This window comes from Methylomarinovum caldicuralii (genome assembly GCF_033126985.1).
In the GTDB taxonomy this organism is placed as follows: domain Bacteria; phylum Pseudomonadota; class Gammaproteobacteria; order Methylococcales; family Methylothermaceae; genus Methylohalobius; species Methylohalobius caldicuralii.
Genome location: NZ_AP024714.1, coordinates 1,702,955 through 1,728,591 on the forward strand (window position 1 = coordinate 1,702,955; position 25,637 = coordinate 1,728,591).

At 60.8% G+C, this 25,637-nt stretch carries 24 protein-coding genes, 2 tRNA genes and 3 pseudogenes; 14 read left to right on the forward strand and 15 right to left on the reverse strand.

Annotation, left to right across the window (positions count from 1 at the left end; all coding sequences use genetic code 11):
• Position 1: 1 nt before the first annotated feature.
• The 5 genes from MCIT9_RS08680 to MCIT9_RS08700 form a co-directional block, all read right to left on the reverse strand.
• Positions 2-1,645, reverse strand: coding sequence for a multicopper oxidase domain-containing protein (locus MCIT9_RS08680; protein WP_422880174.1), 1,644 nt, complete (start codon positions 1,643-1,645; stop codon positions 2-4).
• 79 nt (positions 1,646-1,724) lie between these two features.
• A complete protein-coding gene (locus MCIT9_RS08685; RefSeq protein ID WP_317704505.1) occupies positions 1,725-2,339 on the reverse strand; it encodes a hypothetical protein in 615 nt (204 codons plus the stop codon).
• Between the two features lie 174 nt (positions 2,340-2,513).
• Positions 2,514-2,587: transfer RNA gene (locus tag MCIT9_RS08690), tRNA-Met, on the reverse strand.
• A 52-nt stretch (positions 2,588-2,639) separates the two neighbouring features.
• Positions 2,640-3,425, reverse strand: a complete 786-nt coding sequence (locus tag MCIT9_RS08695) for a thermonuclease family protein (protein ID WP_422880175.1) — start codon at positions 3,423-3,425, stop codon at positions 2,640-2,642.
• A 43-nt stretch (positions 3,426-3,468) separates the two neighbouring features.
• Entirely contained in the window at positions 3,469-3,822 is a 354-nt protein-coding gene (locus MCIT9_RS08700) for a hypothetical protein (RefSeq protein WP_317704507.1), read from the reverse strand.
• A gap of 164 nt (positions 3,823-3,986) precedes the next feature.
• Between MCIT9_RS08700 and MCIT9_RS08705 the strand changes: the two genes are divergently transcribed.
• Positions 3,987-5,486, forward strand: a complete 1,500-nt coding sequence (locus MCIT9_RS08705; protein WP_317704508.1) for a putative bifunctional diguanylate cyclase/phosphodiesterase — start codon at positions 3,987-3,989, stop codon at positions 5,484-5,486.
• Here MCIT9_RS08705 and MCIT9_RS08710 read toward each other — a convergent pair.
• Both MCIT9_RS08710 and MCIT9_RS08715 read right to left on the reverse strand, forming a co-directional pair.
• The gene (locus tag MCIT9_RS08710) at positions 5,461-6,246 is read right to left on the reverse strand and encodes an enoyl-ACP reductase FabI (protein WP_317704509.1); all 786 of its coding nucleotides are present in this window, start codon (positions 6,244-6,246) and stop codon (positions 5,461-5,463) included. The genes MCIT9_RS08705 and MCIT9_RS08710 overlap by 26 nt on opposite strands.
• A 115-nt stretch (positions 6,247-6,361) precedes the next feature.
• The gene (locus MCIT9_RS08715; RefSeq protein WP_317704510.1) at positions 6,362-6,643 is read right to left on the reverse strand and encodes a YkgJ family cysteine cluster protein; all 282 of its coding nucleotides are present in this window, start codon (positions 6,641-6,643) and stop codon (positions 6,362-6,364) included.
• A gap of 47 nt (positions 6,644-6,690) precedes the next feature.
• Here MCIT9_RS08715 and MCIT9_RS08720 point away from each other — a divergent pair, with 47 nt between their 5' ends.
• Positions 6,691-7,809 carry an RNA ligase gene (locus MCIT9_RS08720; RefSeq protein ID WP_317704511.1) on the forward strand — a complete coding sequence of 373 codons (1,119 nt, stop codon included), beginning with the start codon at positions 6,691-6,693 and terminating at the stop codon, positions 7,807-7,809.
• A 1-nt stretch (position 7,810) separates the two neighbouring features.
• Here the strand turns inward: MCIT9_RS08720 and MCIT9_RS08725 are convergent, their stop codons facing one another.
• Positions 7,811-8,401 carry an RNA ligase partner protein gene (locus tag MCIT9_RS08725; RefSeq protein WP_317704512.1) on the reverse strand — a complete coding sequence of 197 codons (591 nt, stop codon included), beginning with the start codon at positions 8,399-8,401 and terminating at the stop codon, positions 7,811-7,813.
• Positions 8,402-8,462: 61 nt separating this feature from the next.
• On the opposite strand from MCIT9_RS08725, the gene MCIT9_RS08730 reads away from it, so the two are divergent.
• Together MCIT9_RS08730 and MCIT9_RS08735 are read left to right on the forward strand one after the other, a co-directional pair.
• On the forward strand, positions 8,463-8,726 hold the full coding sequence (locus MCIT9_RS08730) for a zinc ribbon domain-containing protein (protein WP_317704513.1): 264 nt from the start codon (positions 8,463-8,465) through the stop codon (positions 8,724-8,726).
• A gap of 4 nt (positions 8,727-8,730) precedes the next feature.
• Positions 8,731-10,050 carry a UDP-glucose dehydrogenase family protein gene (locus tag MCIT9_RS08735; protein ID WP_317704514.1) on the forward strand — a complete coding sequence of 440 codons (1,320 nt, stop codon included), beginning with the start codon at positions 8,731-8,733 and terminating at the stop codon, positions 10,048-10,050.
• 3 nt (positions 10,051-10,053) lie between these two features.
• On the opposite strand, the gene MCIT9_RS08740 is transcribed toward MCIT9_RS08735, so the two are convergent.
• Positions 10,054-10,127, reverse strand: a tRNA-Gly gene (locus tag MCIT9_RS08740).
• Between the two features lie 67 nt (positions 10,128-10,194).
• On the opposite strand from MCIT9_RS08740, the gene MCIT9_RS08745 reads away from it, so the two are divergent.
• From MCIT9_RS08745 to MCIT9_RS08765, 5 genes are read left to right on the forward strand one after another with little or no spacing between them, the layout of a single operon-like run.
• On the forward strand, positions 10,195-11,103 hold the full coding sequence (locus MCIT9_RS08745; protein WP_317704515.1) for a hypothetical protein: 909 nt from the start codon (positions 10,195-10,197) through the stop codon (positions 11,101-11,103).
• Positions 11,104-11,108: 5 nt separating this feature from the next.
• The gene (locus tag MCIT9_RS08750; RefSeq protein WP_317704516.1) at positions 11,109-12,485 is read left to right on the forward strand and encodes a phenylacetate--CoA ligase family protein; all 1,377 of its coding nucleotides are present in this window, start codon (positions 11,109-11,111) and stop codon (positions 12,483-12,485) included.
• On the forward strand, positions 12,466-13,176 hold the full coding sequence (locus tag MCIT9_RS08755) for a TylF/MycF/NovP-related O-methyltransferase (RefSeq protein WP_317704517.1): 711 nt from the start codon (positions 12,466-12,468) through the stop codon (positions 13,174-13,176). Before MCIT9_RS08750 ends, MCIT9_RS08755 begins: the two co-directional genes overlap by 20 nt.
• The gene (locus MCIT9_RS08760; protein WP_317704518.1) at positions 13,140-13,784 is read left to right on the forward strand and encodes a tetratricopeptide repeat protein; all 645 of its coding nucleotides are present in this window, start codon (positions 13,140-13,142) and stop codon (positions 13,782-13,784) included. The genes MCIT9_RS08755 and MCIT9_RS08760 overlap by 37 nt, the downstream gene beginning before the upstream one ends.
• Before the next feature lie 23 nt (positions 13,785-13,807).
• Positions 13,808-14,626, forward strand: coding sequence for an ABC transporter permease (locus MCIT9_RS08765; protein ID WP_317704519.1), 819 nt, complete (start codon positions 13,808-13,810; stop codon positions 14,624-14,626).
• A 22-nt stretch (positions 14,627-14,648) separates the two neighbouring features.
• Here the strand turns inward: MCIT9_RS08765 and MCIT9_RS08770 are convergent, their stop codons facing one another.
• The 4 genes and pseudogenes from MCIT9_RS08770 to MCIT9_RS08785 all read right to left on the reverse strand — a co-directional run.
• On the reverse strand, positions 14,649-14,885 hold the full coding sequence (locus tag MCIT9_RS08770; RefSeq protein ID WP_317704520.1) for a hypothetical protein: 237 nt from the start codon (positions 14,883-14,885) through the stop codon (positions 14,649-14,651).
• Between the two features lie 45 nt (positions 14,886-14,930).
• Positions 14,931-16,391 (reverse strand): IS66 family transposase, encoded by a 1,461-nt coding sequence (tnpC, locus tag MCIT9_RS08775; RefSeq protein WP_317704521.1) that lies wholly within the window; start codon positions 16,389-16,391, stop codon positions 14,931-14,933.
• A gap of 121 nt (positions 16,392-16,512) precedes the next feature.
• Positions 16,513-17,847 carry a group II intron reverse transcriptase/maturase gene (ltrA, locus tag MCIT9_RS08780; RefSeq protein WP_317704522.1) on the reverse strand — a complete coding sequence of 445 codons (1,335 nt, stop codon included), beginning with the start codon at positions 17,845-17,847 and terminating at the stop codon, positions 16,513-16,515.
• A 578-nt stretch (positions 17,848-18,425) separates the two neighbouring features.
• Positions 18,426-18,890, reverse strand: a pseudogene (locus MCIT9_RS08785) (ISAs1 family transposase); the annotation flags it as partial.
• 325 nt (positions 18,891-19,215) lie between these two features.
• On the opposite strand from MCIT9_RS08785, the gene MCIT9_RS08790 reads away from it, so the two are divergent.
• From MCIT9_RS08790 to MCIT9_RS13700, 3 genes and pseudogenes are all read left to right on the forward strand, one after another.
• Complete coding sequence (locus MCIT9_RS08790) at positions 19,216-19,599, forward strand: HI0074 family nucleotidyltransferase substrate-binding subunit (RefSeq protein ID WP_317704523.1); 384 nt, start codon at positions 19,216-19,218, stop codon at positions 19,597-19,599.
• Between the two features lie 7 nt (positions 19,600-19,606).
• Positions 19,607-20,288 (forward strand): annotated as a pseudogene (locus MCIT9_RS13695) (ABC transporter ATP-binding protein); the annotation flags it as partial.
• A 113-nt stretch (positions 20,289-20,401) separates the two neighbouring features.
• A pseudogene (locus MCIT9_RS13700) lies at positions 20,402-20,869 on the forward strand (Wzt carbohydrate-binding domain-containing protein); the annotation flags it as partial.
• A 173-nt stretch (positions 20,870-21,042) separates the two neighbouring features.
• Here the strand turns inward: MCIT9_RS13700 and MCIT9_RS08800 are convergent.
• Both MCIT9_RS08800 and MCIT9_RS08805 read right to left on the reverse strand, forming a co-directional pair.
• Positions 21,043-22,377, reverse strand: coding sequence for an IS4 family transposase (locus MCIT9_RS08800; RefSeq protein WP_317706723.1), 1,335 nt, complete (start codon positions 22,375-22,377; stop codon positions 21,043-21,045).
• Between the two features lie 130 nt (positions 22,378-22,507).
• Positions 22,508-22,720 carry an IS4 family transposase gene (locus MCIT9_RS08805; RefSeq protein WP_317704525.1) on the reverse strand — a complete coding sequence of 71 codons (213 nt, stop codon included), beginning with the start codon at positions 22,718-22,720 and terminating at the stop codon, positions 22,508-22,510.
• Positions 22,721-22,759: 39 nt separating this feature from the next.
• Here MCIT9_RS08805 and tnpC (MCIT9_RS08810) point away from each other — a divergent pair, with 39 nt between their 5' ends.
• Positions 22,760-24,220 (forward strand): IS66 family transposase, encoded by a 1,461-nt coding sequence (gene tnpC / locus MCIT9_RS08810; RefSeq protein ID WP_317704526.1) that lies wholly within the window; start codon positions 22,760-22,762, stop codon positions 24,218-24,220.
• 243 nt (positions 24,221-24,463) lie between these two features.
• A complete protein-coding gene (locus MCIT9_RS08815; RefSeq protein ID WP_317704527.1) occupies positions 24,464-25,630 on the forward strand; it encodes a polysaccharide pyruvyl transferase family protein in 1,167 nt (388 codons plus the stop codon).
• The last annotated feature ends 7 nt before the right edge of the window (positions 25,631-25,637 follow it).

Consider the following 25,637-nt stretch of genomic DNA (forward strand, 5'->3'; position numbering starts at 1 on the left):
CTTATGATTTCTCCAGAACATAGCGGCAGAACAGCTCACGGGCACGTTCGCGATTGGAAAACAGCACGTAGGCGAGAAGGCCGATCAACAGGCCGATCCAAAAACGCCCCCACGGAGAGGCTTCCTCCCCGGCCTCCGGTGGTTGGGCCGTTTCCTGACTGCGGGCTTCGGGATCGCCCAGGCTGTCCCACGCGTCGATGTTCTGCCAAACCGGCAGTTTGCGCTGGTGGAAGGCTTCAGTGAAATAGCGGCTGAGATCGACGCCCTGCACCTTGGGAACGTCTCCCGGCCCCAGATAGGATTTGTAAACGATGGCGCTGATGTTGCCGCCGGGGTTCATGCCGTCGGTGGTGATGCCGCGCTCGACGTGGTCGTGGAACACCCAGATTCCCTGACCGTAATTGTGCAGGCCGTCGTCGGTGGTGGTGAGCCTGAGATCGACGCGCTGGGCTGGGGCGAGATCGAAGATGTCCCGCGTGATCCGGGCCTGGGGATTGACGGCGACGCCGTCGTAATGGGTGATGGTCGCCTTGTGGCCGTGGGTATGCACCGCCAGAAGCTCGCCCTGGGCGTTGAGCATGCGGAGTTTGATGTTCTGATCCGGCTCGACCACCAGCAGGGATTCCCTCAAGGTGTAGGGGAAGGAACGGCCGTTGAGCAGGAAGTAGTCCTCGGTGGCGTCGGTCAAGTCATATTCGCGGTTCATGCGCTTGGCGATGACCCGCGGGTCGTTAGAGGACTGCACGATCCCGTGCAACTCCTTGTCCACCGCCTGATAGACCAGATCGTATTCCTGATCGTATTCCTCCCGCACCGCCTTGGAAGGATGGCGGACCTTGCCGGCGCCGACATTCAGGGTCTGCACCCAGTTGTCGGGGCGGTTCTCTTCCACCACCACCATGCCGATCAGCCCCATCGCCAGGTGGGTGTGGGTCTGGACGTGACAGTGATAGATGAAGGTACCCGGCTGGCGCGGGGTGATGTCGTAGGTCCGTGCCTGCCCTGGAATGACGAACCCTTCGCTGGTCTGGGGCACACCGTCGTTGCCTTCCCCCTTGGCGTCGACGTAGGGATGATCCACACCGTGGAGGTGGATGGTGTGGGGAAAGTAATGGGTGTTCTCGAGCACGATCTTGATCGTGTCCCCCTGCTCCACGCGGATCGTCGGCGACGGGGGGCGCAACAACGGATTGGCCTCGATACTGTGGGCGTCCTTGGTCGCCATGCCGCGCACCTTGGGCGCGAAGACCCAGAAGGCCGGCTTGATCCCGGGGGCGATGGCGAAGCTGTGAACCGGCTCGGTGGTATCGGGGGAGGCGCCGTTGAGTTCGGCGACCTCCAGCTTGATGATGATCTCGTCCGGATCCCCGTCCCCGTCGCGGTCGTTGCGCTTGATGACGCTGTCGGCCGCCAGCCGGGTCTTCATCAGGGTCGGCATGGAGATGTTGTTGGTTCCCTTGACGAAAGCAGCGATGTCATAGGGATTGTCCGGCAGACAGACGCGCTCTTCCTCGATTTCCACCCCGTCGATCTTCTGGGCGTCACGCCACTGCACGGGGCGTTCGGGAGGACAGAAGGGTTCCGGTGCCGCCGCCTGGGCGGGTTTGGCATGGGCGTCCGGCATCGATGAGACGTCCGCCGTCACGGCAAAAGAGAAGCAGAGGGCGAAAACGCCCCCTGCCAAAGTCATACTGTATCGCTGCATGGAGTTGTTGGTTTTATCGTCAGAAGTTCTTGAACTTGCCCAATACCACATCCACTTTGGCGCGGAAACCGGCGTGGGACAGGTACAGGATGTAAACGAGCGCCAGCAGCACGACGCCGACGATCATGTAAAGGCGCATCTGGGAACCGCTGTCGACGCCCACGAGCAATTCCAGATGGTTTTCGTATTCCTTGCCGTTGGGATCGACCAGCTTGACCTCGACCTCATAGTTTCCCGGCTGCTCGAAATCCACCACGGTTTCCACGATGCCGCCGCGCATCTTTTTCGGCGGCACCTCGGCGATCACCGTCCCGTCGGACTCGCGAACCACCTTGAAGGTCAGCTTCATTTCCTTGATCTTCTGATCCAGCGCCCGCGTCGCACCGACGGAGGTGGTCCCTTCCTTGGATTCATAGTCGAACACCAGGTTGGTGCGGCCCAGGCCGGGCAGCTGGGTACAATACTTCCGGTCGCCGGTCAGCTGGGGTTGATAGGCGGAAAACATCAGGGTGAAGTCACCGACAAGAACGCGGCAGAAATCACCGCCACCGCCGCCACCACCATCGGCGAAAGCCGGCGTCAGGGAAGCGAATCCCAGCATCAGGGCAACGAAAAATTGGAATAAACTGCGCATAGCTCCTCCACTCTCTAGGTTGTTATGGAATACGGGCTCTTCGTATTGTGCCAAATCAGGTACGACAAATGAAGGCCGCCCCCCACTTTACCAAATCACGGCGTGGAAAAGTTAGCATAAGAAAATGTTTATATGAGGACGCCGACGGCGCGGAGAGGGACAAGAAAGGGAGAGTGGCTACGGGTGGACTCGAACCACCGACCCCAGCATTATGAGTGCTGTGCTCTAACCAGCTGAGCTACGTAGCCGTCGCAAGGAAGCGCATATTATTCCCGGAGCGGTTTTCACTGTCAAGCCCTGCTACCGGTCCAGCACGATCAGGGCGCTGGGATGGCGAACCAGAATCGCGTACTGGCGCCCCCGCCTGGACGGCCAGCCGCGCACTTCGACCCGGTGGCCGAGATAGGATTCCAGGGGCGGAAACCAGCGCAAATTGGCCCGGGGGATGGTCACATAGAGATCGGCGGCGAACAACAATCGGACATACTTGCGCCCCGGCTTCACAGCCTTGGGCACCCCCACCAGCCGCTGCCAGCCGTGCAACCGCTTGCGGCGCAGGACCTCGATCGGCTTGGGCGCATAGGCCGCCATCCCCCAGATTCCCCGCCGGGCCTGCTCCGCTTGCTGCTGATCTTCGAGAATCGCAGCGGCGTACTTGAGGTTGGGCGGATGGATGTTGGCGATCGCCCATCCCAGGGCGACCAGCCTCAGGTTCACATGCAGACCATCGCGGCGAAACAGATAGGCCAGGGTCCGCCCGTATTTGTCGCGCCGTTCCACGTCATACTCCAGCCGCACCTGCTGCCCCTCGAGCAGGGCCTCCAGCTGCCGCTTCGCCTCCTCCCCGCCCGGCTCGCCGCGCTTGCGCTCGGTTTCGATCTCCGGGGTGTTGATATTGAGGAGGCGTACCTTGCGCCCGTCGGCAAGACGGACGGTATCGCCATCGTAAATGTGGGCGACCCGGTGATAACGGGGGAGGCGCTCCAACTGCAGCGCCTTGGCGTCCGCCGCCAGGGGGCGGTCGCTGAAATGGTAATGCCCCTGGGAATCACGCCATTGAAAAACGGCCGCCGTAGCGGCCGTCATCAGGAGCAGGAAAACTGCGGCGAGAAAACCGCGGATCATGACCTCAAGCTGCCGCCGAAGCCCCGGCCGGCTTGCCGTTGATCTGGGCAGCGACCGCCTCGAGCTGACGCAGCTGGGCATAGCCCGCATTGGTCAGCTCCATGCCGCCTTTCAGTACGGTCTGGACCAGACCGGGCAGGCGATAGACCAGATAACACAGATACGCCGTCACCGCGACGGCGACCGGTAGGCTCGCCAGCGCCGGCAACCCTACCAGCCCCAACGCCCTGACCAGCAAAGTCACCGCGTCCAGCGGCAACAGCAGGAAAGCGCTGAAATAAGTCAGGACGAAGAAGGAATACAGCAGCAAAGTGATGAATTCGAACAGACGGATCAAACCGAGATTAAGCCATTTCATGGTCGTTGCTTATCCTCACATGCGGTTGGCGACACACCGGAATCCCCGGACCCAAGATTCAAGCTGGCGATTATAGCATCCCGATCTCCCCGGGCCGGCGGTTTTGTCCCCCCTGAATCTGCCTGCTGGATTAGAATGGGGTTCCCGATACGGCAGAGGCATTCATGGGAGTCCGCCTTTCGTCCCACCAGCTCGCCCGCTTGGCCACCGCGCTGGACATCGCGATCGTCGGGCTGTTGTCGGTACTGGCGCCGCTTTTCTGGCGTCACGCCGATCCTTTGCCCACCGCCTTGCTCGTCCTGCTCTGCCTGGCCTCGCTGGCGCGCGCGATGCTGACGCATCTGACCCTGCGAAGGCTCGAGTGGCAGGCCCATCACGATCCCGTCACCGGCCTGCCGAACCGGCGCCTCTTCTATCACCGGACCGGCCCGATGCTCCAAGGGCGGCGGCAGACCGCCATCCTGTTGCTTCAGATCGACCGTTTCCGCCTGTTCCTCGGCAATCTGGGGCACTCGGCCTGCGACCGCCTGCTCAGGGCCGTCGCGAACCGTCTGGCGGCGGCGGTTCCGGAAAAGAACGCCTGTCTTTACCAGCTGGAAACCGATACCTTCGCGCTGGTGCTCCATGAAGGCGCCACCGCCACCCAGACCGCCCGCCGCCTGATCGAGGCGCTCCACCGCCCCGTCCATGTCGATCACCGGGAATTCTGGCTTTCGGTCAGCATCGGCATCAGCTGCTATCCCGCTGACGGCCAAACCCTGCCCGCCCTGATACGGGCGGCAGAACTGGCGCTGCGCCAGGCCCAGCGCCGTGGCGGCGGCACCTGCTGTCGCTACCGCCCGCAACTGGAACCCGCCCTTGGCCAGCCGCTGGCGCTGGAAGGCTATCTGCGTCACGCCGTCGAATACGACGAGCTGGAACTGTACTTCCAGCCCCAGGTCCGCCTCGATGACGGCGGCCTCCTGGGGGCCGAAATCACCCTGCGCTGGCATCATCCCCAACACGGGCTGCTGCCCCCGGAGCGGTTCATTCCCCTGGCCGAGGAAACCGGTCTCATCGGCCCGATCACCCAATGGCTGCTGGAACAGGCGCTGTGCCAACTGGAACGCTGGCGGGAAAGCGAATTCGCCCGGCTGCGCCTGGCGATCAACATTTCCGCCTACCAGTTCCATCAGCAGCGCCTGCCGGAACTGCTGCAGGCCGCCCTGAAGCGCCATCCGGTCGATCCGGGAAAACTGGAACTGGAAATCACCGAAACCGCCGCCATGTTCGATGTGGACCATACGATCCGCATCCTGCGGCAGCTGAAGGACCTCGGCATCCGCCTTGCCCTCGACGACTTCGGCACCGGCTACTCGTCCCTGAACCACCTGCGCCGTTTTCCCCTCGACACTCTCAAGATCGACCAGAGTTTCGTCCGCCCCATGCCGGAAGATGCCGGCAGCAAGGCCATCGTCCACGGGATCATCCAGCTGGGCCACAGCCTCGGCCTGACCACGCTGGCAGAAGGCATCGAAACCCGAAGCCAGTGGGAAAGCCTGCGCCGGTTCGGCTGCGACGAAGGCCAGGGTTACCTGTTCGGCAGGCCGCTGCCGCTGGCGCAGTTCGAAGCCAGGTACCGCCAGGCGCGTGATACGGTCAAGCCCCGAACGCCAGCCCCATGATGTTGTAACCGGCATCGACATACACCACCTCACCCGTGATCCCGGAGGCCAGATCGGAACACAGGAAGGCGGCGGCGTTGCCGACCTCCTCGATGGTGACGTTGCGGCGCAGCGGCGAGGCGTTTTCGGCCTTGCTGAGCATCTCCCGGAAATTGCTGATGCCGGAAGCCGCCAGGGTCCGGATAGGCCCTGCGGAGACGGCATTGACCCGCACTCCCTGTGGCCCCAGGGAGGCGGCCATGTAGCGTACGTTCGCCTCCAGGCTGGCCTTGGCGACTCCCATGACGTTGTAATTGGGAATCACCCGTTCGGCCCCCAGGTAGCTCAGGGTCAGCAGCGCGCCGCCGGAACGCAGCATGGCGCGGCCGGCCTTGGCCAGGGCGGCGAAGCTGTAGGAACTGATGTCGTGGGCGATGCCAAAGGCCTCCCGGTCCACCGACTCCAGGTAATCCCCTTCGAGTGCGCGGCGGGGGGCGTAGGCCACCGAATGGACGATGATGTCGAGGCCGTCCTCCCAGTGGGGCTTGAGATATTCGAACACCCCCTGAATCTGCTCGTCGCTGCTCACATCACAGGCAACGGTGAGATCGGAACCGCATTCCCCCGCCAGCTTTTCCACCCGCTCCTTGAGCTTGTCGTTCTGATAGGTGAAGGCCAGCTCCGCTCCCTCCCGGTGCATGGCCTGGGCGATGCCCCAGGCGATGGAACGGTTGCTGGCCAATCCCACGATCAATGCACGCTTGCCTTGCAAAAAACCCATGTGATTCCTCCCATTTTTCGTTATCGGTCTGCAAACCAGACTATTATCTTGTACCCGAGCGGCCGATGCCAGCGACACACGGACTTGAAGGGCGCAGCTTATCCCGTTGCTTAGATCAGGGACTCGTGCGGCACGATTGGGTCAGTTTCTCCAGCCGCTGCAGCCTGACAAGCGCCTCGGCGCGGCTTTCCCCGCAGGTTTCCGGTTCGGCCTGAAACCGTTCGCACACCGCCGGCCGCTCGGGCCGGCCGAACAGGCGGCAGCGGTCATCTTCGCCTAGATGGATACAGCGGACACCGGCGGGCTTGCCATCGGGCATGCCGGGAATGGGGGAAGTGATGGAGGGGGCGATGCAGCAGGCCCCGCAGCCGGGACGGCAAATCATGGTGTCAGGCATCGGACAAGGCTACAATCATCGCTCCCCCATGACAAATCCGGATTCCCATGAGCCAGGTTCCCAACCCCGTCACGGTCATCGACCAGCTGCCCGAGGCGTTGCAGCAGCGTAAGGCCCTGGAGCGCCGCTTCAAGGACATCGACTATCGTCACTACCGTGACGCCTGGCGCCACATACCCCGGGGCACGGCGGTCTTCGGCGACACGGTGATCTACGGCTACCCCCACATCGGCCGGGTCCTGGCACTCGAGGCCGGGCTCAAGGCCCATTTCCAGGCACCCTTCTGGGCCGAGGAAAAGATCAACGGCTTCAACGTCCGCATCGCCCGCATCGGCGACCAGGTTCTGGCCCTTTCCCGCGGCGGCTTCGTCTGCCCCTTCACCACCGACCGGCTGCCCGACCTGATGCCGCTGGAGATCTTCGCGCGGCACCCGGATCTGATCGTCTGCGCCGAGGTGGCCGGCCCGGACAACCCTTATCTGGAAAGCAGCCCTCCTTTCGTCAAGGAGGACGTGGAACTGTTCGTCTTCGACCTGATGCGGAAGAACCAGGCCGGCTTTCTGCCCTACCGCGACAAGCAGCGGCTGATCGAGACCTTCAACCTGCCGCCGGTGCCTTTGCATGGTTATTTCCATCCCCACGAGGTCGGGCGCATCCGCCAGATCATGCTGCGTCTGCACGAGGAATGGCGCGAGGGACTGGTGTTCAAGGAGGACTCGCCACGCGACCACCGGGCCAAGTACGTCACCGGCAACATCAACATCGACGACCTGCGCGCGGCGGCCGACAACCTACTCGACCTGCCGGCGGAATACGTCACCAACCGCCTGCTGCGCCTGAGCCTGTTCGTGGAGGAACACGGCCTGCCCGTGGATGCGGAGCTGGAACGCGCCCTGGGGGCGGCCCTGCTCGAGGGGCTGCATCAGGCGGTCGCCAAATTCCGCCGCGAACACCGCGTCTATACCACTTTCCGCTGCCGGTTCCGGGAGCGGGAAAACGCCGAACTGATGTTCGAGCACCTCAGGCGAGCCAGCCACCAGGTTCAGATCCGCCGGCGTGAACTGCGCCGCGAGGGCGATCACTGGCTGCTGGCGTTCGACCGCATCTACCCGTCGCTGACCGGCATGCTCGGGGATCTACTGGCGGGCCGGCTGGTCTTCGACTGACTCAGCTTTCGCGGTATTCCACCAGCTTTTCCAGCACCGGCATCAGATGCTCCGGGCGGACAATCATCACCCCCACCTTGTCGGCCCACGTCCGCAGCCCCGCGTCCGCCGACAGCAACACCGCGTCCAGTTCGTAGGCCAGAAGCAGCACGTCCATGTCCTCGCGGCTGTCGATGATGCCCTGGCGCAGCGCCTCCCGGTAGCGCCCCCGCAGCCGGTTGATGACCTTGCCGACCGCTTCCTGCTCGGCCCCGTCCTTGACCAGCTTGGCGTGTTCCTCGGCGATCCGCAGCCCCCGGTCGATGCGCAGACGCACCTCGTCGATGAATTCGTAGAGAATCCCCGCCGGAATCGTCAGATTGAAGCGCCGCGGCGAGCGGATCCGCACCACCGCCTCGAATTCCGGCGGGACCCCGATCTTCTCCCGCATCAGCTGCAGCTCGCCAAACACCGAAGTCGGCATGTAGAATCTGGCGCCGGTGCGCCTGGCCAGGCTGAGGAAGGCGAGCATCGCCACATCCGGCTCTTCACCGAACTGGCTGTAAACGTCCGGATTGGTGAAAATGCTGGTGTCGAGCACGAAACGCTCCATTCCCCTCTCCTGATTGGGTTATCGTATTCGGTCGTCTATACTTGGAAGCAAGGAGGACATCATGCCCACTTACGATTACCTTTGCAAAACCAACGGCAAGGTCGTGGAAGTGCGCCATCCGATGGCCAAAACCGTGCGCACCTGGGGCGAGCTGTGCCAACTGGCCGGCATCGACCCCGGCGACACCCCGGGTGATGCGCCCGTGGAACGGCTGATCACCGGCGGCCACGTGGTTTCCAGCGCCAGTCTGAAGAATCCGGAGCCCTGCGGCGGCGGCACCTGTGGCATGCCCGCCTGCGGCGGCGGAACCTGCATGATGGAGTAAGGCTTTGAAAATCACCATTTTCGGCACCGGCTACGTGGGCCTGGTCACCGGCGCCTGTCTGGCGGAAGTCGGCAACGAAGTCCTGTGCATGGACGTGGACCGGGACAAGATCGACCGCCTCAAACGCGGGGAGATCCCCATCTACGAGCCGGATCTGGACAAGCTGGTGGCGCGCAATGCCGCCGCCGGACGCCTGTCCTTCACCACCGATCCGGCCGAGGCCGTGTCCCACGGGCTGTTCCAGTTCATCGCCGTCGGCACCCCGCCGGACGAGGATGGCTCCGCCGACCTGCGCCACGTGCTGGCGGTGGCCGCCACCATCGCTGAGCACATGGACGACTACCGCATCGTGGTGAACAAGTCCACCGTGCCGGTGGGCACCGCCGACCGGGTCCGCGACCGGATCCAGGAAATTCTGGCCCGGCGGGGCAAGGTGCTGGAATTCGATGTGGTGTCCAATCCCGAATTCCTCAAGGAAGGGGCCGCTATCGACGACTTCATGAAGCCGGACCGCATCATCGTCGGCACCGACAACCCCCGCACCGCCGAGCTGCTGCGGGTGCTGTACGCCCCCTTCAACCGCAACCACGACCGCCTCATCGCCATGGACGTGCGCTCGGCGGAGCTGACCAAGTACGCCGCCAACGCCATGCTGGCCACCAAGATCAGCTTCATGAACGAACTGGCCAATCTGGCGGAGAAGCTCGATGCCGACATCGAGAAGGTCCGCGTCGGCATCGGCTCCGATCCCCGCATAGGCTACCACTTCATCTATCCCGGCTGCGGTTACGGCGGCTCCTGCTTTCCCAAGGACGTCAAAGCCCTGGAACGCACCGCCCGGGAAGCCGGCTACGAGGCCTGCCTGCTGCAGGCGGTGGAGCAGGTCAACGAGCGCCAGAAACGCCGGCTGTTCGAGAAGATCTGCGACCACTTCAACGGCGATTTGGCGGGCAGGACCATCGCCCTCTGGGGCCTGGCCTTCAAGCCCAACACCGACGACATGCGCGAGGCCCCGAGCCGGGTGCTGATGGAGCAGCTATGGCAGGCGGGTGCCCGGGTGCAGGCCCACGACCCGGTGGCCATGAACGAGGCCCGCCGCATCTACGGCGAACGCGAGGATCTGGTGCTGGCCGACTCCCCCATGGAGGCGGTGCAAGGGGCCGACGCCCTGGCGGTGGTGACCGAGTGGCGCGTCTTCCGCAGCCCCGATTTCCCCGCCCTGCGGGAAAAGCTGAAACAGCCGGTGCTCTTCGACGGCAGGAACATCTACGACCCGGCCATCCTGCGGGGGATGGGGTTCCACTACTACGGGATCGGGCGGTGAGACTGGAGCGGGTGAGGGGAATCGAACCCCCGTCATCAGCTTGGGAAGCTGAGGTTCTACCATTGAACTACACCCGCTGCGGGAGTGTATTGTATAGGCTACTGCTCGACGAAGACAAGTAACGGATAACGGATAACAGAACCGATGCTTTACCGACTCAAGACGACCGCAGGACGCACCCACTTTGCCTGGGCGTGCCGGAAAATTTATGCCACCCCTCCCCTGGACACCCGTAATGCCCTGCCGGTGACCGTGGTCACCCAACTCCGTCACTGCGACGTCATTCTGTATCTGGTCGCCATCAAGTCGTTTGCCAGCCGGGTCCCGTTTCGCGAGGCAATCATATTGGATGACGGCAGCCTTACCCCCCGAGACCGTCAAACCATCGGCCACCATATCCCCCATTCCCGGACAATTCCCATCACCCGCTTCCGGGATCCCGCCTGTCCCGCGGGAGGAGCCTGGGAGCGGCTGCTGGCAATTGCCGAATTCAGCAGGGACCGCTATGTGATCCAACTGGACAGCGACACCCTGACCCGGGCGCCTCTGGAGGAGGTTTGCAACCACATTGACAGCAACACCGCTTTTGTCATCGGCACCTGGGACCGGCAGGGGATTGAGACGATGCGCGCCTGCTCCGAACGGGTGCAGCAGCGGGTCTCCAGCCTTGAGTGCGCCCACGTGCAGCTGGCAGCCGAGGCCGCCTTCATCCGCCTGCCCCGTGTCGACGAACTCAACTATGTGCGTGGTTGCGCCGGCTTCGCCGGATTTCCTGCCGGATCGATCGAACGCGGCTTCATCTCCGAATTCTCCCAGGCAATGGAAAGCCTGCTCGGGTCCAAGTGGCACGAATGGGGCAGTGAGCAGGTGATGTCCAACGTGGTCATTGCCAACCTTCCCGAAGCCCGGGTTCTGCCCCACCCAAAATACACCGACTGCAGCAAAATGACCCCGGACACCCATTTCATCCATTTCGTGGGCAGCTGCCGCTTCAAAAACGGCCGGTATGCCCGACTGGGCGCTGAAACCATCCGGAACCTCCGGAACTCCTGAAAGCCATGGTCAGCCTGCCGCCTCCACTGTCGAGAACTCTGTACCGCCTCCAGGAGCAAGCCCTGAAAAGACCGACTTTTGCCTATCTTGGCGACCTGGAACACAACCAATGGCTTGCCAGAGAGGAACTGGAATCGCTCCAGCTGCAGAAACTGCGGGCGCTGCTGGCCATATGCCTGGCCCACTGTCCCTGGCACGCCCGCCGCATTCGCAACAGCGGCATTGATCCGGAAAACCTCACCTGGGAGGATTTCCGCCGCCTGCCGACCATGACCCGGGAGGATGCCAGCCGCCACGGGGATGAGATGGTCTGGCGGGAGGCACCGGGCGGCATTTACCGCTACAACACCGGCGGCTCCTCGGGCGAGCCGCTGATCTTCTACTTCGGCCGCAAACGCCAGGCCGCCGACGCCGCCTGCCGCATCCGGGCCCGGCGCTGGTGGGGCGTGGAGCCGGGGGACCGGGAAGTGCTGCTCTGGGGCGCACCGGTGGAACTGAACCGCACCGACCGGCTCAAAACGCTGCGCGACCGGCTGTGCAACCAGCTGCTCCTCAACGCCTTCGAGATGTCCGAGGCCCGCATGGACGCCTACCTGGATCAGGTGGAGGCTTACCAGCCCAAAGTGATCTACGGCTATGCCAGCAGTCTGGCCCTCCTGGCCGAGCATGCGGAAAAACGCAACCGCGTCCCACACCTGCCCCAGCTCAAGGTTGTCTATGCCACCGGCGAACCCCTCTACCCCCACCAGAAGGAAATCATCGCCCGGGTGTTCGCCGCTCCCGTAGCCCGGGAATACGGCGCCCGCGATGCCGGACTGATCGCCCTGGAATCCCCGGCAGGCCAGCTTTTGGTCAACTCCGAGTGGCTCATCGTCGAAATTCTGGACGATAAGGGAAACCCGGTCCCCGACGGGGAAAGCGGGGAAGTGGTGATCACCAACCTGGCTTCCGAGGCCCAGCCCTTCATCCGCTACCGCACCGGCGACCGGGCCCGCCGCAGCGCTACACCCTGCCGCCAGGGGCGCGGCCTCGAGGTACTGGAGGAGGTTGAGGGAAGGTCCACCGACTTCATCGTCTCTCCGGACGGTACCGTCATGCATGCTCTGGCGCTCATTTATATTTTGCGGGAAATCCCGGGCGTCCGCCGGTTCAAAATCATCCAGCAGCGGCCGACCCAGGTGGAGGTGCTCATCGTTCCCGAACCCGATCTATGGCAGGATGCGAATCTCGACACCATCCGTCGGGGACTGCGGCAGCGCCTGGGGCAGGAGGTCGCCATAAACATCGACCTAGTAGGACACATTCCTGCCGAAAAATCCGGCAAATATCGTTACGTCGTCAGCGAAATCCAGGGAACACCCCATGTTGAAACAAATCGTTAAGAAATCTTTCCGCACCCTCGGCCTCAAGGTCGAACGTCTGGATCCTCTGGAAGAATCCATCCCAGCAGACTACAACCGTTCCCCCTTTCTGCCCCGGATATACCGCGGCGCCCTGGATCGCTACTTGTACTTCCTGGATCAGCTGGAGAAGGTCAGGGAGATAGACGGTGACATCGTCGAATGCGGCGTTTCCATCGGCCACGGCGCCCTGCTGTTCACCTTGATGAACGAATACCTGGGGAAGATGCGCCACTATTATGGCTTCGATTCTTTCGAGGGTTTTCCTGACCCCATCGACAAGGATGAAACCACACCGATCAAAGGCAAGGGATTCTGGGCCAGCCCACCGGAAACCGTGATGAAAGTCCTGCGGGACGGCCGCCTCCCGGAACAGGTCATCCGGGAATACATCCATTTGGTCAAGGGCTGGTTCCAGGACACCCTCCCGCAATACCAAGGCACCATCGCCCTGCTCCATCTCGACTGCGATCTATACGAATCCTATAAGATCGCCCTGGAGACTTTATACGACAAGGCGGCCCCGGGCGGCATCGTTATGTTCGACGAATACGGTGACCAACGCTGGCCCGGAGCGACCAAGGCGATCGATGAATTCTTTGCCGACAAACCAGAAAAACCCCAACCCCACGAAAAATGCACCTGGAAATACTATATTCGAAAGCCGAGATAAAACTGGCCACCGTCCTGCTGGCAGCTCTGTCCCTTGTTCCACTCCAATCCCAAGCCCTGCCTCCCTGGCCGGAAGCACTGCGCGGTTATTGGAAGGAAATACGCACCCCGGAACCGGTGCCGGTATTCTGCGAGCATACCCTCAGCCCGAAAAGCGGACCGGGTTGGCGGGGACCAGGGCTTTCCGGCGTGAACCATTATTGTGACTCAAAGGTAAAACACCATATTTGCCTCAGGTATTCTGGCAAGGATCGCAGGGCCTGTTTGGTCGCCCTGGCAAAAGGGATCAATGATTTGATCGCCAACGCAAAACAAAAAAAGCTCAATAACCACCCTATGTTGCCTTATCTCTATACCGAATATGGCAACTTCTTCAATGAGGCTGGCGATTATTTCCGGGCGATTCAGGAATATCTGACCGCAATCCGCAAGAACCGCAAATATCTGCCTGCCTACATCCGCCTTGCCGATGCCTTTATCAGAACCAAACAATACGACAAGGCCGAAAAGACGCTGAAATATGCCCTCAAAATTCAAAAGAATCCGCGCCATGAAGCCTACATAAAGAAAAAACTGGCAAGAATCAAAAAACTGAAATCAAAATCGTAACATCAATCAATGCTGATGCTGACATGCTCCAAGTCGCCAAAAACCTCTACACCTACCGCGAACTGATCGCCGCCCTGGCCTGGAAAAACATCATCGTCCGCTACAAGCAGGCCTATCTCGGCATCCTCTGGTCGGTGCTCAAGCCGGTGATGCTGATGCTGATCTTCACCCTGGTGCGCAGCTTCGTCGGCATCGACACTGGTAACATCCCCTACCCGGTGCTCACCTTCGCCGCCCTGATGCCCTGGATCTTCTTTCAGGAATCGGCGGCGGAGGGAGTCAACAGCGTCACCAGCAACGCGGCCCTGATCCGCAAGATCTATTTCCCCCGCGAGGTCTTTCCCCTCACCGCCATGGTCACCAAGACCGTGGAACTGGGGATCAACTTCCTGATCCTGGCCGGGCTGATGTACTACTACCGCATGGTGCCGACCGTCCATGCCGTCTGGGTGCCGGCCATCATCCTTTACACCATGGTGGTGGCCCTGACCGTCAGCTTCTTCGGCGCCGCCCTCAACGTCTATTACCGCGACGTGGCCCAGATGCTGCCGGTGGCCCTGTCGCTGCTGATGTACGCCTCCCCCATCATCTATCCCCTCGACCTGGTCAAGCAGAAGCTGCTGGTGGAACAGGCCGCCGGCGTTTGGTCGGAACGGCTCTACACCCTGTACCTGTGCAACCCCCTGGCCGGCATCATCGACGCCTTCCAGCGGGTCCTGCTCAAGGGCCTGCCGCCGGACTGGGACACCCTGATTCCCGGCGCCATCGTCACCGCGGTGATGCTGCCTTTCAGTTATCTGTTCTTCAAACGGGCGGAAAGCTGGTTCGCCGATGTGATCTGAGGCAGACGCGGTATACTGACGCTCAGGATCGACAGACAAACGCATCATGCCGGTGACAGAAGACGACAATCACGTCCGCGAACTGGTGGAACGGATCGTGGAGGAGAAGCTTCGCGCCTTCGTGGCCGAACGCGACATCGAGCTGCGCGAGCGCCTCGTGCGGGTGGAGGAGGCCATCCGCCATCAGGGCGAGCTGATGGAACAGGGCTTCCGCCTGATGGAGAAGCGTTTCGAGCAGGTGGACAAACGCTTCGAGCAAATCGACAAGCGCTTTGAAATGCTCATCGCCCAGATGGGTTACCGTTCACGGGCTTGCCACTGGAAGTGGTTGAGGTTCCGGCAGGGGCAGGCGGAAGGTGACCTCGCCCTCTGCCATGCCCTGGGCGCAGATGGTCCGCAGGGTCTGATAGACGCCGATCTTGAGGCGCTTGCAGGTTTCGACCAGCGACAGGATCATGGGTCGGAAGCAATCACCGCGATGCGACTGGCTGAAGAAACTGGTCTTGCGCCAGATGACATAGGGGCGTAGGGCACGCTCTGCCGTGTTGTTGGTCATCGGTACCCCGGGATGGTCCAGGAAGGTCCAGAACCTGGGAAAATCGTCCAACAACTTGCGGCAGCTGCGACCGGTTTTGTTGTCGCCATGTCTTTGGGCGGCCTGTTCCAGTTCGCGCCGGAAGAGGGCTTTGAGGCGTTCCAATCGCCTTCGGTAGCGGTCGGATGGGTAATGGCTCTGTTGCCAGAGCTTGCCGCAGTGAACCGTCAGGCGGGCGGCCCGGAGCAGGCGTTCGCCATCTTCGCCGGCCTGTCCCTTGCGCCCGGCGATCCGTTCCAGGTTGCGGATGAGATGCGCCCAGCAGTATTGGTGTGAGTCCTGGGGATGGTCGTTGTAGGCCCCGTGGCGGTCGGTCACCAGGATCCCCTGGAAATCCCCCAACAGCTCACCGGCCGCACCCTTGCCGCGGGAATAATGGGTCAGGAAATACGCCATCTGATCGGTCGTCAGCGCCCACAGCCAATAGATGCTGCGGCCCCGGTAGGGGCGGGTCTCGTCGGCATGGGCGATCAGCGCTTTTCTGACCGCTTCGCCAATCTGGTTGTAGACCGGACCCAGCCACGCCTGCAGCGGGATCTGGCTCTGGCTGATCGCCCCCAGGCTGAATCTCAGACCCCATTGTTCTTCCAGCAGCGCTTCGACTTCCCGCAGCGACAGGTGATAGCGCCCCGTCATCAAGCCAATCCACGCCACCAGCCCAGGTCCCATCTGGCCGCGGGGCACCTCATCCGGTAGCCGCCCCTGGTGCTTCTGACCACAACACCCACAGCGGCCTTCATACACCCGGTGTTCGACCACCCGGTAACGAATCTCGGGCAGGTCGAACACCTGATGGGGACGGAATCCCCGCACCGCCACCGACCCACCGCACTCACAGCGGCCATGGGGAAAGTAATGCCGGACCTCGTCCACTGCTTCTGCCGGAACCAGAGCCCGCTCGTGCCTGGGATGTCCCACCTGCGCCCCTTTCTTGCGTCCCGTCGGTCGCTTGCCCTTGCGCTCGGCGCGCTTCTTCGGGCTGTCCTGGGAAGGTGGTTGGGAGGAATTGTCGGACCCCAAGGCCAACTGTTCCTCCAGTTCTTCCACTCGCGCCTGGATCTGCTGAAATTCTCCCAGCGCCCGCCAAAGCGCTTCGATCACCCGGTGGCATTCCTCCACCGTCCCGGGCAAGGGAGGTGGGCGGCTCAGGTCCAGATCAAGTCTTTCCATGGCCCGCATTCTCCTGAATCTTCAGGCACTTGGCAAGACCGGCCGGGTGACCGCGGGCGATTGCTCACCCGCGGTTCCCACAGATCCGGACGTGCCCGATTAAGGCATCCGGCTCCTCGGACTATGGCGTCGCTACGCAACGGGAAATTCCGTGAACCACGCGCGGTGGGGGGAGTGGGTATCGTTTGTACAGCCGCCCAAAATGGTCCCGGTTCATCCGTTCCCGGTTGCGGCGGGACAACCATTTGTACCAGCGCCGTCTGACCTCGTACAGGAAGCGGGCCAGCGATTGGCTGTTGCCGACGATCCCATAGTAGGCATAATGCCCCTTGAGTTTGCGGCTCAGGGCCGCTTGTTGGTCTGCAACCGGCCAGTGGCGGTGCATCCGGCACCAGTGGTTGATCGCCTGCAGGGAGCGGCTGAGCCGGGCTTGGGCGGTCTTGCGTTTGACGACCCAACGCCCTTTCCCTGAGCGTCCCCAGTAGTGGGTGAATCCCAGGTATTGGAAGCTCTGGCCTTTCCGTCCGGGTTTTCTGAAGTCGAGCAGGCGGGTTTTGTCCGGGTGCAGGCGCAGGCCGTATTTGGCCAGGCGCTTGCCCGGAACGGCCAATACCCGCCGGGCGTCTTCTTCCCGTTCGAACACCAGGACCGCATCGTCGGCGAACCGGACTTCGAAGGCGCTGCCTTGCAGTCGCGGTTTGACCGTCTGCTCGAACCACAGGTCGAGCACGTGATGCAGGTAGAGGTTGGCCAGCAGCGGGGAGATCACCCCACCTTGCGGTGTCCCTTGTTCGGGGTAGTGAAGCTGTCCGCTCTCCATGACGCCGGCATTCAGCCATTTACCGATCACGCGGCAGATCACGCCGTCGCGCACCCTCTGCCCCAGAAAGTTCCGCAGCCGGTCCCGGTCCACATCGTCGAAGAAGTTTTGGATGTCCAGGTCGATGACCCAGCCACCGCCCATGGCCATCAGCCCGCCCCATAGCCTCTCCAGGGCCTGGTGGGCACTGCGTCCGGGCCGGAACCCGTAGGCGCAGTCGAGAAAGTCCTGCTCGAAGATGGGTTCCAGCGCCATCAGCACCGCCCGTTGCAGCACCTTGTCTTCCAGCGTGGGAATGCCGATCGGGCGGGTCTTTCCCGTTCCCGGCTTGGGCAGGTGGACGCGCCGTACCGCAGGCGCCCGATACCGGCCGGTCTTGAACCGTTCCAGCAGGCGCGTCAGGTTCTCCTCTAAGTCGGCTGCGTATTGGGATGCAGTCACGCCGTCCACCCCGGCGGCCCCGTCCTTGCGGGTGCGCCGCCAGGCTTCTTCCAGCCACACCACGTCGATGTGGTGGGCAATCGTGGTCAGTTCCAGCTTCGGTTCGATCCGGGCCAGTTCCGCTAGCTTCCGTTGTCGTGTTGAGATGTTCTCCTGGCTCGATGTCCCGGCCATCTGTCCCTCCGAAAGCCCCATCGTCCGACCTGCCGCTTCCCTCCATCGGGTCCCTTGGGGCAGGTTCCCCGACTTCCCAGGTACTATCGGCAGGCTCCGATTGCTCGATCACCTTCCCAGCGCGCTTCGTCGCCTTCGCGCGCCGGTACCCTGCTTCGTGTCCCGTTCGCTCCCATCGGCCGGACACCGCTCCGATGGGCCTGGGCCTTTTCTCACACGGCGCCCGCACCGCTCTTCCCGCAAGGAGTGATCGAGCCCTCCCAGGTTCCTGGGCGACCCTTGCCCTGCATGCCCCGCTCTTCGACCCCGGCGGAGGGATGATGCCAGGCCAGTACAGCACCACCCCTGTTGCCTTCCGTCCGTTCAACAACGTCGGCTCCGCATTCCGTACTTTCGAGGCTCCATCACGCGGCCTACAGGCCCCCTGTGTACGCTTCGCAGTCGGGATCGCTCCTCGACCACGCAACACTCGGTTCCGGCTGGTGGCCAGCCTTGGCCGGACAGGACTTGCACCTGTCAGGTCGCTCTGAAGGTTTCAGCGATGTCTTTCCTTCTACATAACTTCCTCCTTCTCCAGGCTTGGCCTGGCGCAATGAACGGGTACGTTCGGACTCGACCACGGCAAAGCAGGCCAGATCCGGCCAGCGCTGGGGCCGGTCCAGGCCGTCGAGCTGGTCGAACACATAGCAGCGGCGCACTTCCAGGCGACCATGCGCCTTGTCGACCGTCTCGCATTGCTGATGTGGGGTTTTGTCCGGCGCGTCCTGGAAGGCTTGGAAGAAATCCCGGATCGATTCGGCCAGACCTTTCTGGTTGTCCTTGACCGCCAGTACATAGTCGGCCCCCCGGTCACGGATGGCCTTGGCAATCTTGGGATCGGTCCCCATGGCATCGAGGGTCACCACGCATCCTTTCAAGGCCAGGGTCTCCAGCAGGGCGGGAATGGCCGTCTTCTCGTTGGATTTGTCGGCCACCGCCTCTTGACCGACCACCAACCGGTACTGAGCCGCAAAGGCACTGACCAGATGCAGGGGATCCTGCCCCTTGGACCGGCTACGCCGACTGTGAGGCGACATGCAAAAATGCCCCTATAACGACACCAGGGCAATCGCATGAACAGGGTCGAAAATGCGGGTCACCGGCCGGTACCGGTTCGTAGGCCGGATAAGGCGCGTCAAGCGCTGCATCCGGCATGCCTGGAGGACGCATCGTGCCGGATGCGCTACGCTTATCCGGCCTACGGCGCGCTTGTTAGCCTTGTAACCCTATGATCTTTGAGTGGGCGTTCATTCATGCGATTGCCCTGATGCGATTGCCCTGTTGGGTGGACTTGAACCGCACATCGGCTACACTATAAGGAAGAAGCCCTGAAGGAAGGCTAGGTGATTTATGAAGCCTGAAAGAATTCTGGATGATTTCGAGCGCGCACTGGGCCAACTTGCCGCAGCCCTGGAAACGCCGGCGGACACCGACCTCATCAAGGCCGGCTGTATCAAGTACTTCGAATTCTGCTTCGAACCGGTCTGGAAGGCGATCAAGGCTGTCGCCGCCGAACTCGGCCTGGAATGCAATTCGCCCAAGGCCTGTCTGAAACTTGCCTTCCAACAGGGCTGGATCGACGACGAGAACCTTTGGATGGAAATGCTGACGGCCAGAAACCGCATGTCCCACACTTATCACGCCGAAAACGCCCTGGCCATCTACGAACAGCTGCCGGCTTTCCATCAGGCCATGCGACAACTGGCTACCCAACTTAGAAACGTGGAAATTTGAAGCGGTCATGCCCATCATCGAAGTCGAACACCTCACCAAGGAATACCGCCTGGGAACCCTCACCAGCCTCAGGGACAGTCTTACCAACCTGGGCCGGCGCCTGACCGGCCGCCCTCCCCTCGAGCGCGAGCGTTTCAAGGCTTTGGACGACGTCAGCTTCAGCGTCGAGGAGGGCGAGGTGGTCGGCATCATCGGCCACAACGGCGCCGGAAAGTCCACCCTGCTCAAGATTCTGGCCAAGGTCACCACCCCCACCAAGGGACGGGTGTACGTGGGCGGCTCGGTCGCCCCCCTGATTGAGGTTGGCGCCGGCATCAACCCGGAGCTGACCGGCCGCGAGAACATCTACCTCAACGCCTCGATCCTCGGCATCCCCAAGAAGATCATCCGCCGCAAGATCGACGAGATCATCGAGTTCTCGGAGCTGGAGCAGTTCATCGACACCCCGGTGAAGCGCTACAGCTCCGGGATGCAGGTGAAGCTGGGCTTTGCCATCGCCACCAGCCTGGATGCGGAGATTTTGATCATCGACGAGGTGCTGGCGGTGGGGGATCTGGCGTTTCAGCGGAAGTGTTTTGACCGGATGGAGGAACTAATTAAGCGCCGGGGGAAGACTGTTCTAGTAGTAAGCCATAACCTCAGGCAGATACAGAGGTTATCTACCCGTGTAATTCTCCTTGACCACGGCAAAATAATTCAAGATGGAAATCCAGAACCAACTTGCAACATGTTTTATGAGTTAAGCGAGAAAAGGATCCAGACAAACAGGGCTGGCGCGACCACGAAAATTCAATCAACAGAGGAAGTCCATCTACTGAATATTCAATTAACAGACGGCTGTGGCATCCCTGTTGATGTAATCAACTATGGAGAAGACGCCTTCGTCAAAATTCAAATACAAATTAAAAAACCCTTGTTTCATCCAAAAATAGCATTAGGAATTCATACCACAGACTTCTTATATTTAGCTACGGAGGGAACAAGCATTAGATCTATACTAGAACCTGGAGTTTATACTGTCTTGTGTAAAATTCGCAACTTTCCCTTCATCCCACGCTTATATTCATTGCGGGTAAGTATTGATGCTGGAGTATACAGCAGCACTGTCTTCTATGGTGAAAATCTAAAGCATTTTCAAGTAACTCATCCAAAATTCAATAAAGATATAGAAGGTTTCGTTAGAATGAATTGTGAATGGTGGATCGACGAAGTTAAGACCCCAGAAAAGGTGGATTATGAAAGCTCTTCCCAACCCGAAGAAATGGAATGATACTTACCAGTCCGCTAATGTTTTGATCTATTAGAGTGATAAGAAACATTTAATATAATGTATGATACCAAAACAATCTATCTTCAATCAGCGTGGTGAGGCCTACCATCTAGCCATGATTAAGTTCCCTAAAGCCCACCCTATTACCCGTATCTTCCCCCTTCTCATAGGAATCAATGTCTTATCCGTTTTCTCTGAGGGAACTTGATCTCGGCCGCCCAGATGGCGGTCACGGCCTCCACGTAGGCGCTCAGTTTGGTCATGCCCTGCCACAGGGCTTTGGGACCGGGCGGGGGATCGTTCTTGCGCCCCAGCCAGCCGCCAAAGCCGGCCACGATGCGGACGATGGTGCCCAAATCCGGCGGCGTCGCGGGCGGCGGGGTGCGATGGTGGATGGCCCAGGCGGTCTGCCATTCTTCGACAGAGAACACCACTTCACAGCACCACTCGGGATGTTCCCGCCCGAGCGTCATCAGCATCAGGATGCGCCAGGCGACGATCAGATACAGCACCAGGGCCCGTTCCAGGCGTTCCCGGGTGCGAAGTTGCAGGGCTTCGATGCGGCAGCCGCTTTTGAGGATGCGGAAGTAGACCTCGATCCACCACCGTTTGCGGTACCATTCGATGCGCGCTCTGGCCTGTTCCAGGGTGGTGATTTCTTCGTTGGTGATCAGGCACCATTCGACCGCTTCCTGGCCTTCGGGGGGCGCCTCTTCCCGGGCCAGGATGACGGTGACTTGGGGACCCGGGCCGCTTCGGGTCTTCAGTTCGAGCCGGGCGAGCCGGATTGTTTGTGTGACCTGCCGGGCCGGGCGGTTGCCGCCGGCCGGCAGGTCAAAGGCGATCGTCCCCAACACCGGCTGGGCTTCGACCGCGGCCCGCAGTTTGCCATCGAGGGGGTCATTGAGCTTACGGTCGTGCTGCACCCGGATCAGGTAATCGGCGGCAAAGCCCAGCTGTTCGGCCCGGTCGATCAGGGCCCGAAGGTCACCTTCGCGGTCGGCGACATACACCAGCCGGGTCTCGGGCGCCAGGGCGGCCATCTCGGCCACCCGCTCATAACCTTCCACCCAACGCAGGCTTTCGGCCAGGTCCGGTTCCCCCTTGGGCAAACGCGCCCAGTGCCAGCAGTCGGTCACCCCCAGGGCCACGCCCGCCTCACTGATCACCAGCGTCGGATGCAGGTACAACCCCTGACGCTGCTCGTAATTCAGCCGTCCCAACCCCGCCATCGACGGCCGCCCGGAATAATCCAGCTCGGTGGTGTCCTGCAGGCACAGCACCCGCGACTGCTGCCGGATCCGTTCCAGGGTCGGCACACTGTGGGCCCGCAACACCTCCCGAAAATCCAGCCTGGCATTGTCCAGCAGCCGGTAGGCCGCCTTGGTCTCCGCCCAGCCACCCCCGCAAACGTTGGGAACGCTCGCCATCGGATCGTTTGCCATCGCTTCTATCACCCGGCACAGCCGCCGGTTCAGGCGGGCATCGCCCAGCGCCAGGGAAAAAATTCTTGTTCAGCCCAGCTCATGTCAACGCCTATCCAAAGAAATCAATATCTTACTACAGGGGCGAGAGATGTGGGTAATAGGGTGCCCTAAAGCCACCCTATTACCCACATCTTCCCCCTTTTCATAGGAATCAATGTCTTATCCGTTTTCTCTGAGGGAACTTGATCTCGGCCGCCCGGATGGCGGTCACGGCCTCCACGTAGGCGCTCAGTTTGGTCATGCCCTGCCACAGGGCTTTGGGGCCGGGTGGGGGATCGTTTTTGCGCCCCAGCCAGCCGCCAAAGCCGGCCACAATGCGGACGATGGCGCCCAAATCCGGCGGCGTCGCGGGGTACCCGTTCACGGTCTTGCCAAGTGCCTGAAGATTCAGGAGAATGCGGGCATGGAAAGACTTGATCTGGACCTGAGCCGCCCACCTCCCTTGCCCGGGACGGTGGAGGAATGCCACCGGGTGATCGAAGCGCTTTGGCGGGCGCTGGGAGAATTTCAGCAGCTCAAGGCGCGGGTGGAAGAACTGGAGGAACAGGTGGCCTTGGGGTCCGACAATTCCTCCCAACCACCTTCCCGGGACAGCCCGAAGAAGCGCGCCGAGCGCAAGGGCAAGCGACCGACGGGACGCAAGAAAGGGGCGCAGGTGGGACATCCCAGGCACGAGCGGGCTCTGGTTCCGGCAGAAGCAGTGGACGAGGTCCGGCATTACTTTCCCCATGGCCGCTGCGAGTGCGGTGGGTCGGTGGCGGTGCGGGGATTCCGTCCCCATCAGGTGTTCGACCTGCCCGAGATTCGTTACCGGGTGGTCGAACACCGGGTGTATGAAGGCCGCTGTGGGTGTTGTGGTGAGAAGCACCAGGGGCGGCTACCGGATGAGGTGCCCCGCGGCCAGATGGGACCTGGGCTGGTGGCGTGGATTGGCTTGATGACGGGGCGCTATCACCTGTCGCTGCGGGAAGTCGAAGCGCTGCTGGAAGAACAATGGGGTCTGAAATTCAGCCTGGGGGCGATCAGCCAGAGCCAGATCCCGCTGCAGGCGTGGCTGGGTCCGGTCTACAACCAGATTGGCGAGGCGGCCAGAAAAGCGCTGATCGCCCATGCCGACGAGACCCGCCACTACCGGGGCCGCAGCATCTATTGGCTGTGGGCGCTGACGACCGATCAGATGGCGTATTTCCTGACCCATTATTCCCGCGGCAAGGGTGCGGCCGGTGAGCGGTTGGGGGATTTCCAGGGGATCCTGGTGACCGACCGCCACGGGGCCTACAACGACCATCCCCAGGACTCACACCAATACTGCTGGGCGCATCTCATCCGCAACCTGGAACGGATCGCCGGGCGCAAGGGACAGGCCGGCGAAGATGGCGAACGCCTGCTCCGGGCCGCCCGCCTGACGGTTCACTGCGGCAAGCTCTGGCAACAGAGCCATTACCCATCCGACCGCTACCGAAGGCGATTGGAACGCCTCAAAGCCCTCTTCCGGCGCGAACTGGAACAGGCCGCCCAAAGACATGGCGACAACAAAACCGGTCGCAGCTGCCGCAAGTTGTTGGACGATTTTCCCAGGTTCTGGACCTTCCTGGACCATCCCGGGGTACCGATGACCAACAACACGGCAGAGCGTGCCCTACGCCCCTATGTCATCTGGCGCAAGACCAGTTTCTTCAGCCAGTCGCATCGCGGTGACTGCTTCCGGCCCATGATCCTGTCGCTGGTCGAAACCTGCAAGCGCCTCAAGATCGGCGTCTATCAGACCCTGCGGACCATCTGCGCCCAGGGCATGGCAGAGGGCGAGGTCACCTTCCGCCTGCCCCTGCCGGAACCTCAACCACTTCCAGTGGCAAGCCCGTGAACGGTAACCAAGTTCCCTCAGAGAAAACGGATAAGACATTGATTCCTATGAGAAGGGGGAAGATGTGGGTAATAGGGTGGCGTAATACCTTATTCAAATTATTGTGGCCAGTTTGGAGATCCTGGATGACTCGTGAATCCATCAAAGAAGAGTTCAAAAAATTACTGGTTCGTCGAATATAAAATGTTTAGCATCTCTGCCAAGTTACATTATCACTTTGCATTGTGCCGACTACGGCGCAGCATGCGGCATCCCGGCTTTGCCGCACTCATACTTCCACCGGCACCTCCCGGCAGTCTTGGAGATGAAGCAATGTTGCTAGCTACATTGCACATGCTCAAGCAGCATGGTGTTCACAAGATTGGCATCCTTACTTACAATATTTCTGATAAATATACACTTGATCCAAATATCACGCATTACCAAATGAGGGACTTTTTTAGGTTCAAATCGGAAGAGGGACTATTGCGTTTTGTCGCACATGCTCAAAAGCACACGCACTTTTACTTGATAGGCGCAGATGTAATGGACGGGTATTATTCGCGCGCAGAGACAATCGCAAAAATAGAACTCGCCAGAGTGGCAGCCCTATGCGGACTTAAAACGACCTTATTAGGATTTAGCTTTAACGCCAATCCAGACGAGGCGTGCGTTAATGCATTAAAAACCTTTCCGGATCATGTTAATGTTAATGCGCGCGACCCAGTATCTCATCGCCGCCTTTCAAAGCATCTTGGCCGTAACATTCTATTCAGTGCAGACTTGGCCTTTCTCCTTCCACCAGATACGAGCCGATCAGCAGTAAGAAATTTAGTAGATCAGCTGCTTAGCCTTAAACGCGAAGGCCGTATCTTAGTCGGCATTAATGTGTCTTATCTGATATTGGGGAAAGCTCCTACACTGGCTAATATAGATTCCTTGCTTGCTCAAGTCAGGAGCACGCTTCTTGAGATAGCAACTCTAAAACAAAACATCAGTTTCGTATTAATTCCGCATGATTTACGTGGCCCGATGAATGACCGGGTTTTATCTGAAAGACTGGCAGCAGGCCTAGAGGGACAATTAGGTAAAAATCAAATCGTACATTTGGCAGAACCCCTCAATAGCGCTGAAACAAAGGCAGTTTGCGCTCAGTTGGATGCCGCATTCACCTGCCGCATGCATTTTGGCATTGCCTGTCTTTCCCAAGGCGTACCAATCGCCGCTATTGGTTACCAAGGTAAATTCGAAGGCTTAATGGAACTTTTCGGATTGGAGGGCTTGTTGTTACCGGATGCAATCCGCCTTGATCTAGATGCCTTTTCAACAGTTCTTCGTCGACTGATCGAGAACCGGCTGGAACTGCAGACCATCGTACGAAGTAAGCTGGATGCAGTTTATCGGTTAGCAGCGAACAATTTTTCTTCATGAATTTTTT

Coding starts and splice junctions, on each gene's coding strand:
- MCIT9_RS08760 (WP_317704518.1), top strand. CDS start 13,140: ATGCACCTGGAAATACTATATTCGAAAGCCGAGATAAAACTGGCCACC.
- tnpC (WP_317704526.1), top strand. CDS start 22,760: ATGGAAAGACTTGATCTGGACCTGAGCCGCCCACCTCCCTTGCCCGGG.
- MCIT9_RS08720 (WP_317704511.1), top strand. CDS start 6,691: ATGAGCCAGGTTCCCAACCCCGTCACGGTCATCGACCAGCTGCCCGAG.
- MCIT9_RS08715 (WP_317704510.1), bottom strand. CDS start 6,643: ATGCCTGACACCATGATTTGCCGTCCCGGCTGCGGGGCCTGCTGCATC.
- MCIT9_RS08695 (WP_422880175.1), bottom strand. CDS start 3,425: ATGACGGCCGCTACGGCGGCCGTTTTTCAATGGCGTGATTCCCAGGGG.
- MCIT9_RS08750 (WP_317704516.1), top strand. CDS start 11,109: ATGGTCAGCCTGCCGCCTCCACTGTCGAGAACTCTGTACCGCCTCCAG.
- tnpC (WP_317704521.1), bottom strand. CDS start 16,391: ATGGAAAGACTTGATCTGGACCTGAGCCGCCCACCTCCCTTGCCCGGG.
- MCIT9_RS08755 (WP_317704517.1), top strand. CDS start 12,466: ATGTTGAAACAAATCGTTAAGAAATCTTTCCGCACCCTCGGCCTCAAG.
- MCIT9_RS08815 (WP_317704527.1), top strand. CDS start 24,464: ATGCGGCATCCCGGCTTTGCCGCACTCATACTTCCACCGGCACCTCCC.
- MCIT9_RS08790 (WP_317704523.1), top strand. CDS start 19,216: ATGAAGCCTGAAAGAATTCTGGATGATTTCGAGCGCGCACTGGGCCAA.
- MCIT9_RS08710 (WP_317704509.1), bottom strand. CDS start 6,246: ATGGGTTTTTTGCAAGGCAAGCGTGCATTGATCGTGGGATTGGCCAGC.
- MCIT9_RS08745 (WP_317704515.1), top strand. CDS start 10,195: ATGCTTTACCGACTCAAGACGACCGCAGGACGCACCCACTTTGCCTGG.
- MCIT9_RS08730 (WP_317704513.1), top strand. CDS start 8,463: ATGCCCACTTACGATTACCTTTGCAAAACCAACGGCAAGGTCGTGGAA.
- MCIT9_RS08725 (WP_317704512.1), bottom strand. CDS start 8,401: ATGGAGCGTTTCGTGCTCGACACCAGCATTTTCACCAATCCGGACGTT.
- ltrA (WP_317704522.1), bottom strand. CDS start 17,847: ATGGGGCTTTCGGAGGGACAGATGGCCGGGACATCGAGCCAGGAGAAC.
- MCIT9_RS08765 (WP_317704519.1), top strand. CDS start 13,808: ATGCTCCAAGTCGCCAAAAACCTCTACACCTACCGCGAACTGATCGCC.
- MCIT9_RS08705 (WP_317704508.1), top strand. CDS start 3,987: ATGGGAGTCCGCCTTTCGTCCCACCAGCTCGCCCGCTTGGCCACCGCG.
- MCIT9_RS08685 (WP_317704505.1), bottom strand. CDS start 2,339: ATGCGCAGTTTATTCCAATTTTTCGTTGCCCTGATGCTGGGATTCGCT.
- MCIT9_RS08700 (WP_317704507.1), bottom strand. CDS start 3,822: ATGAAATGGCTTAATCTCGGTTTGATCCGTCTGTTCGAATTCATCACT.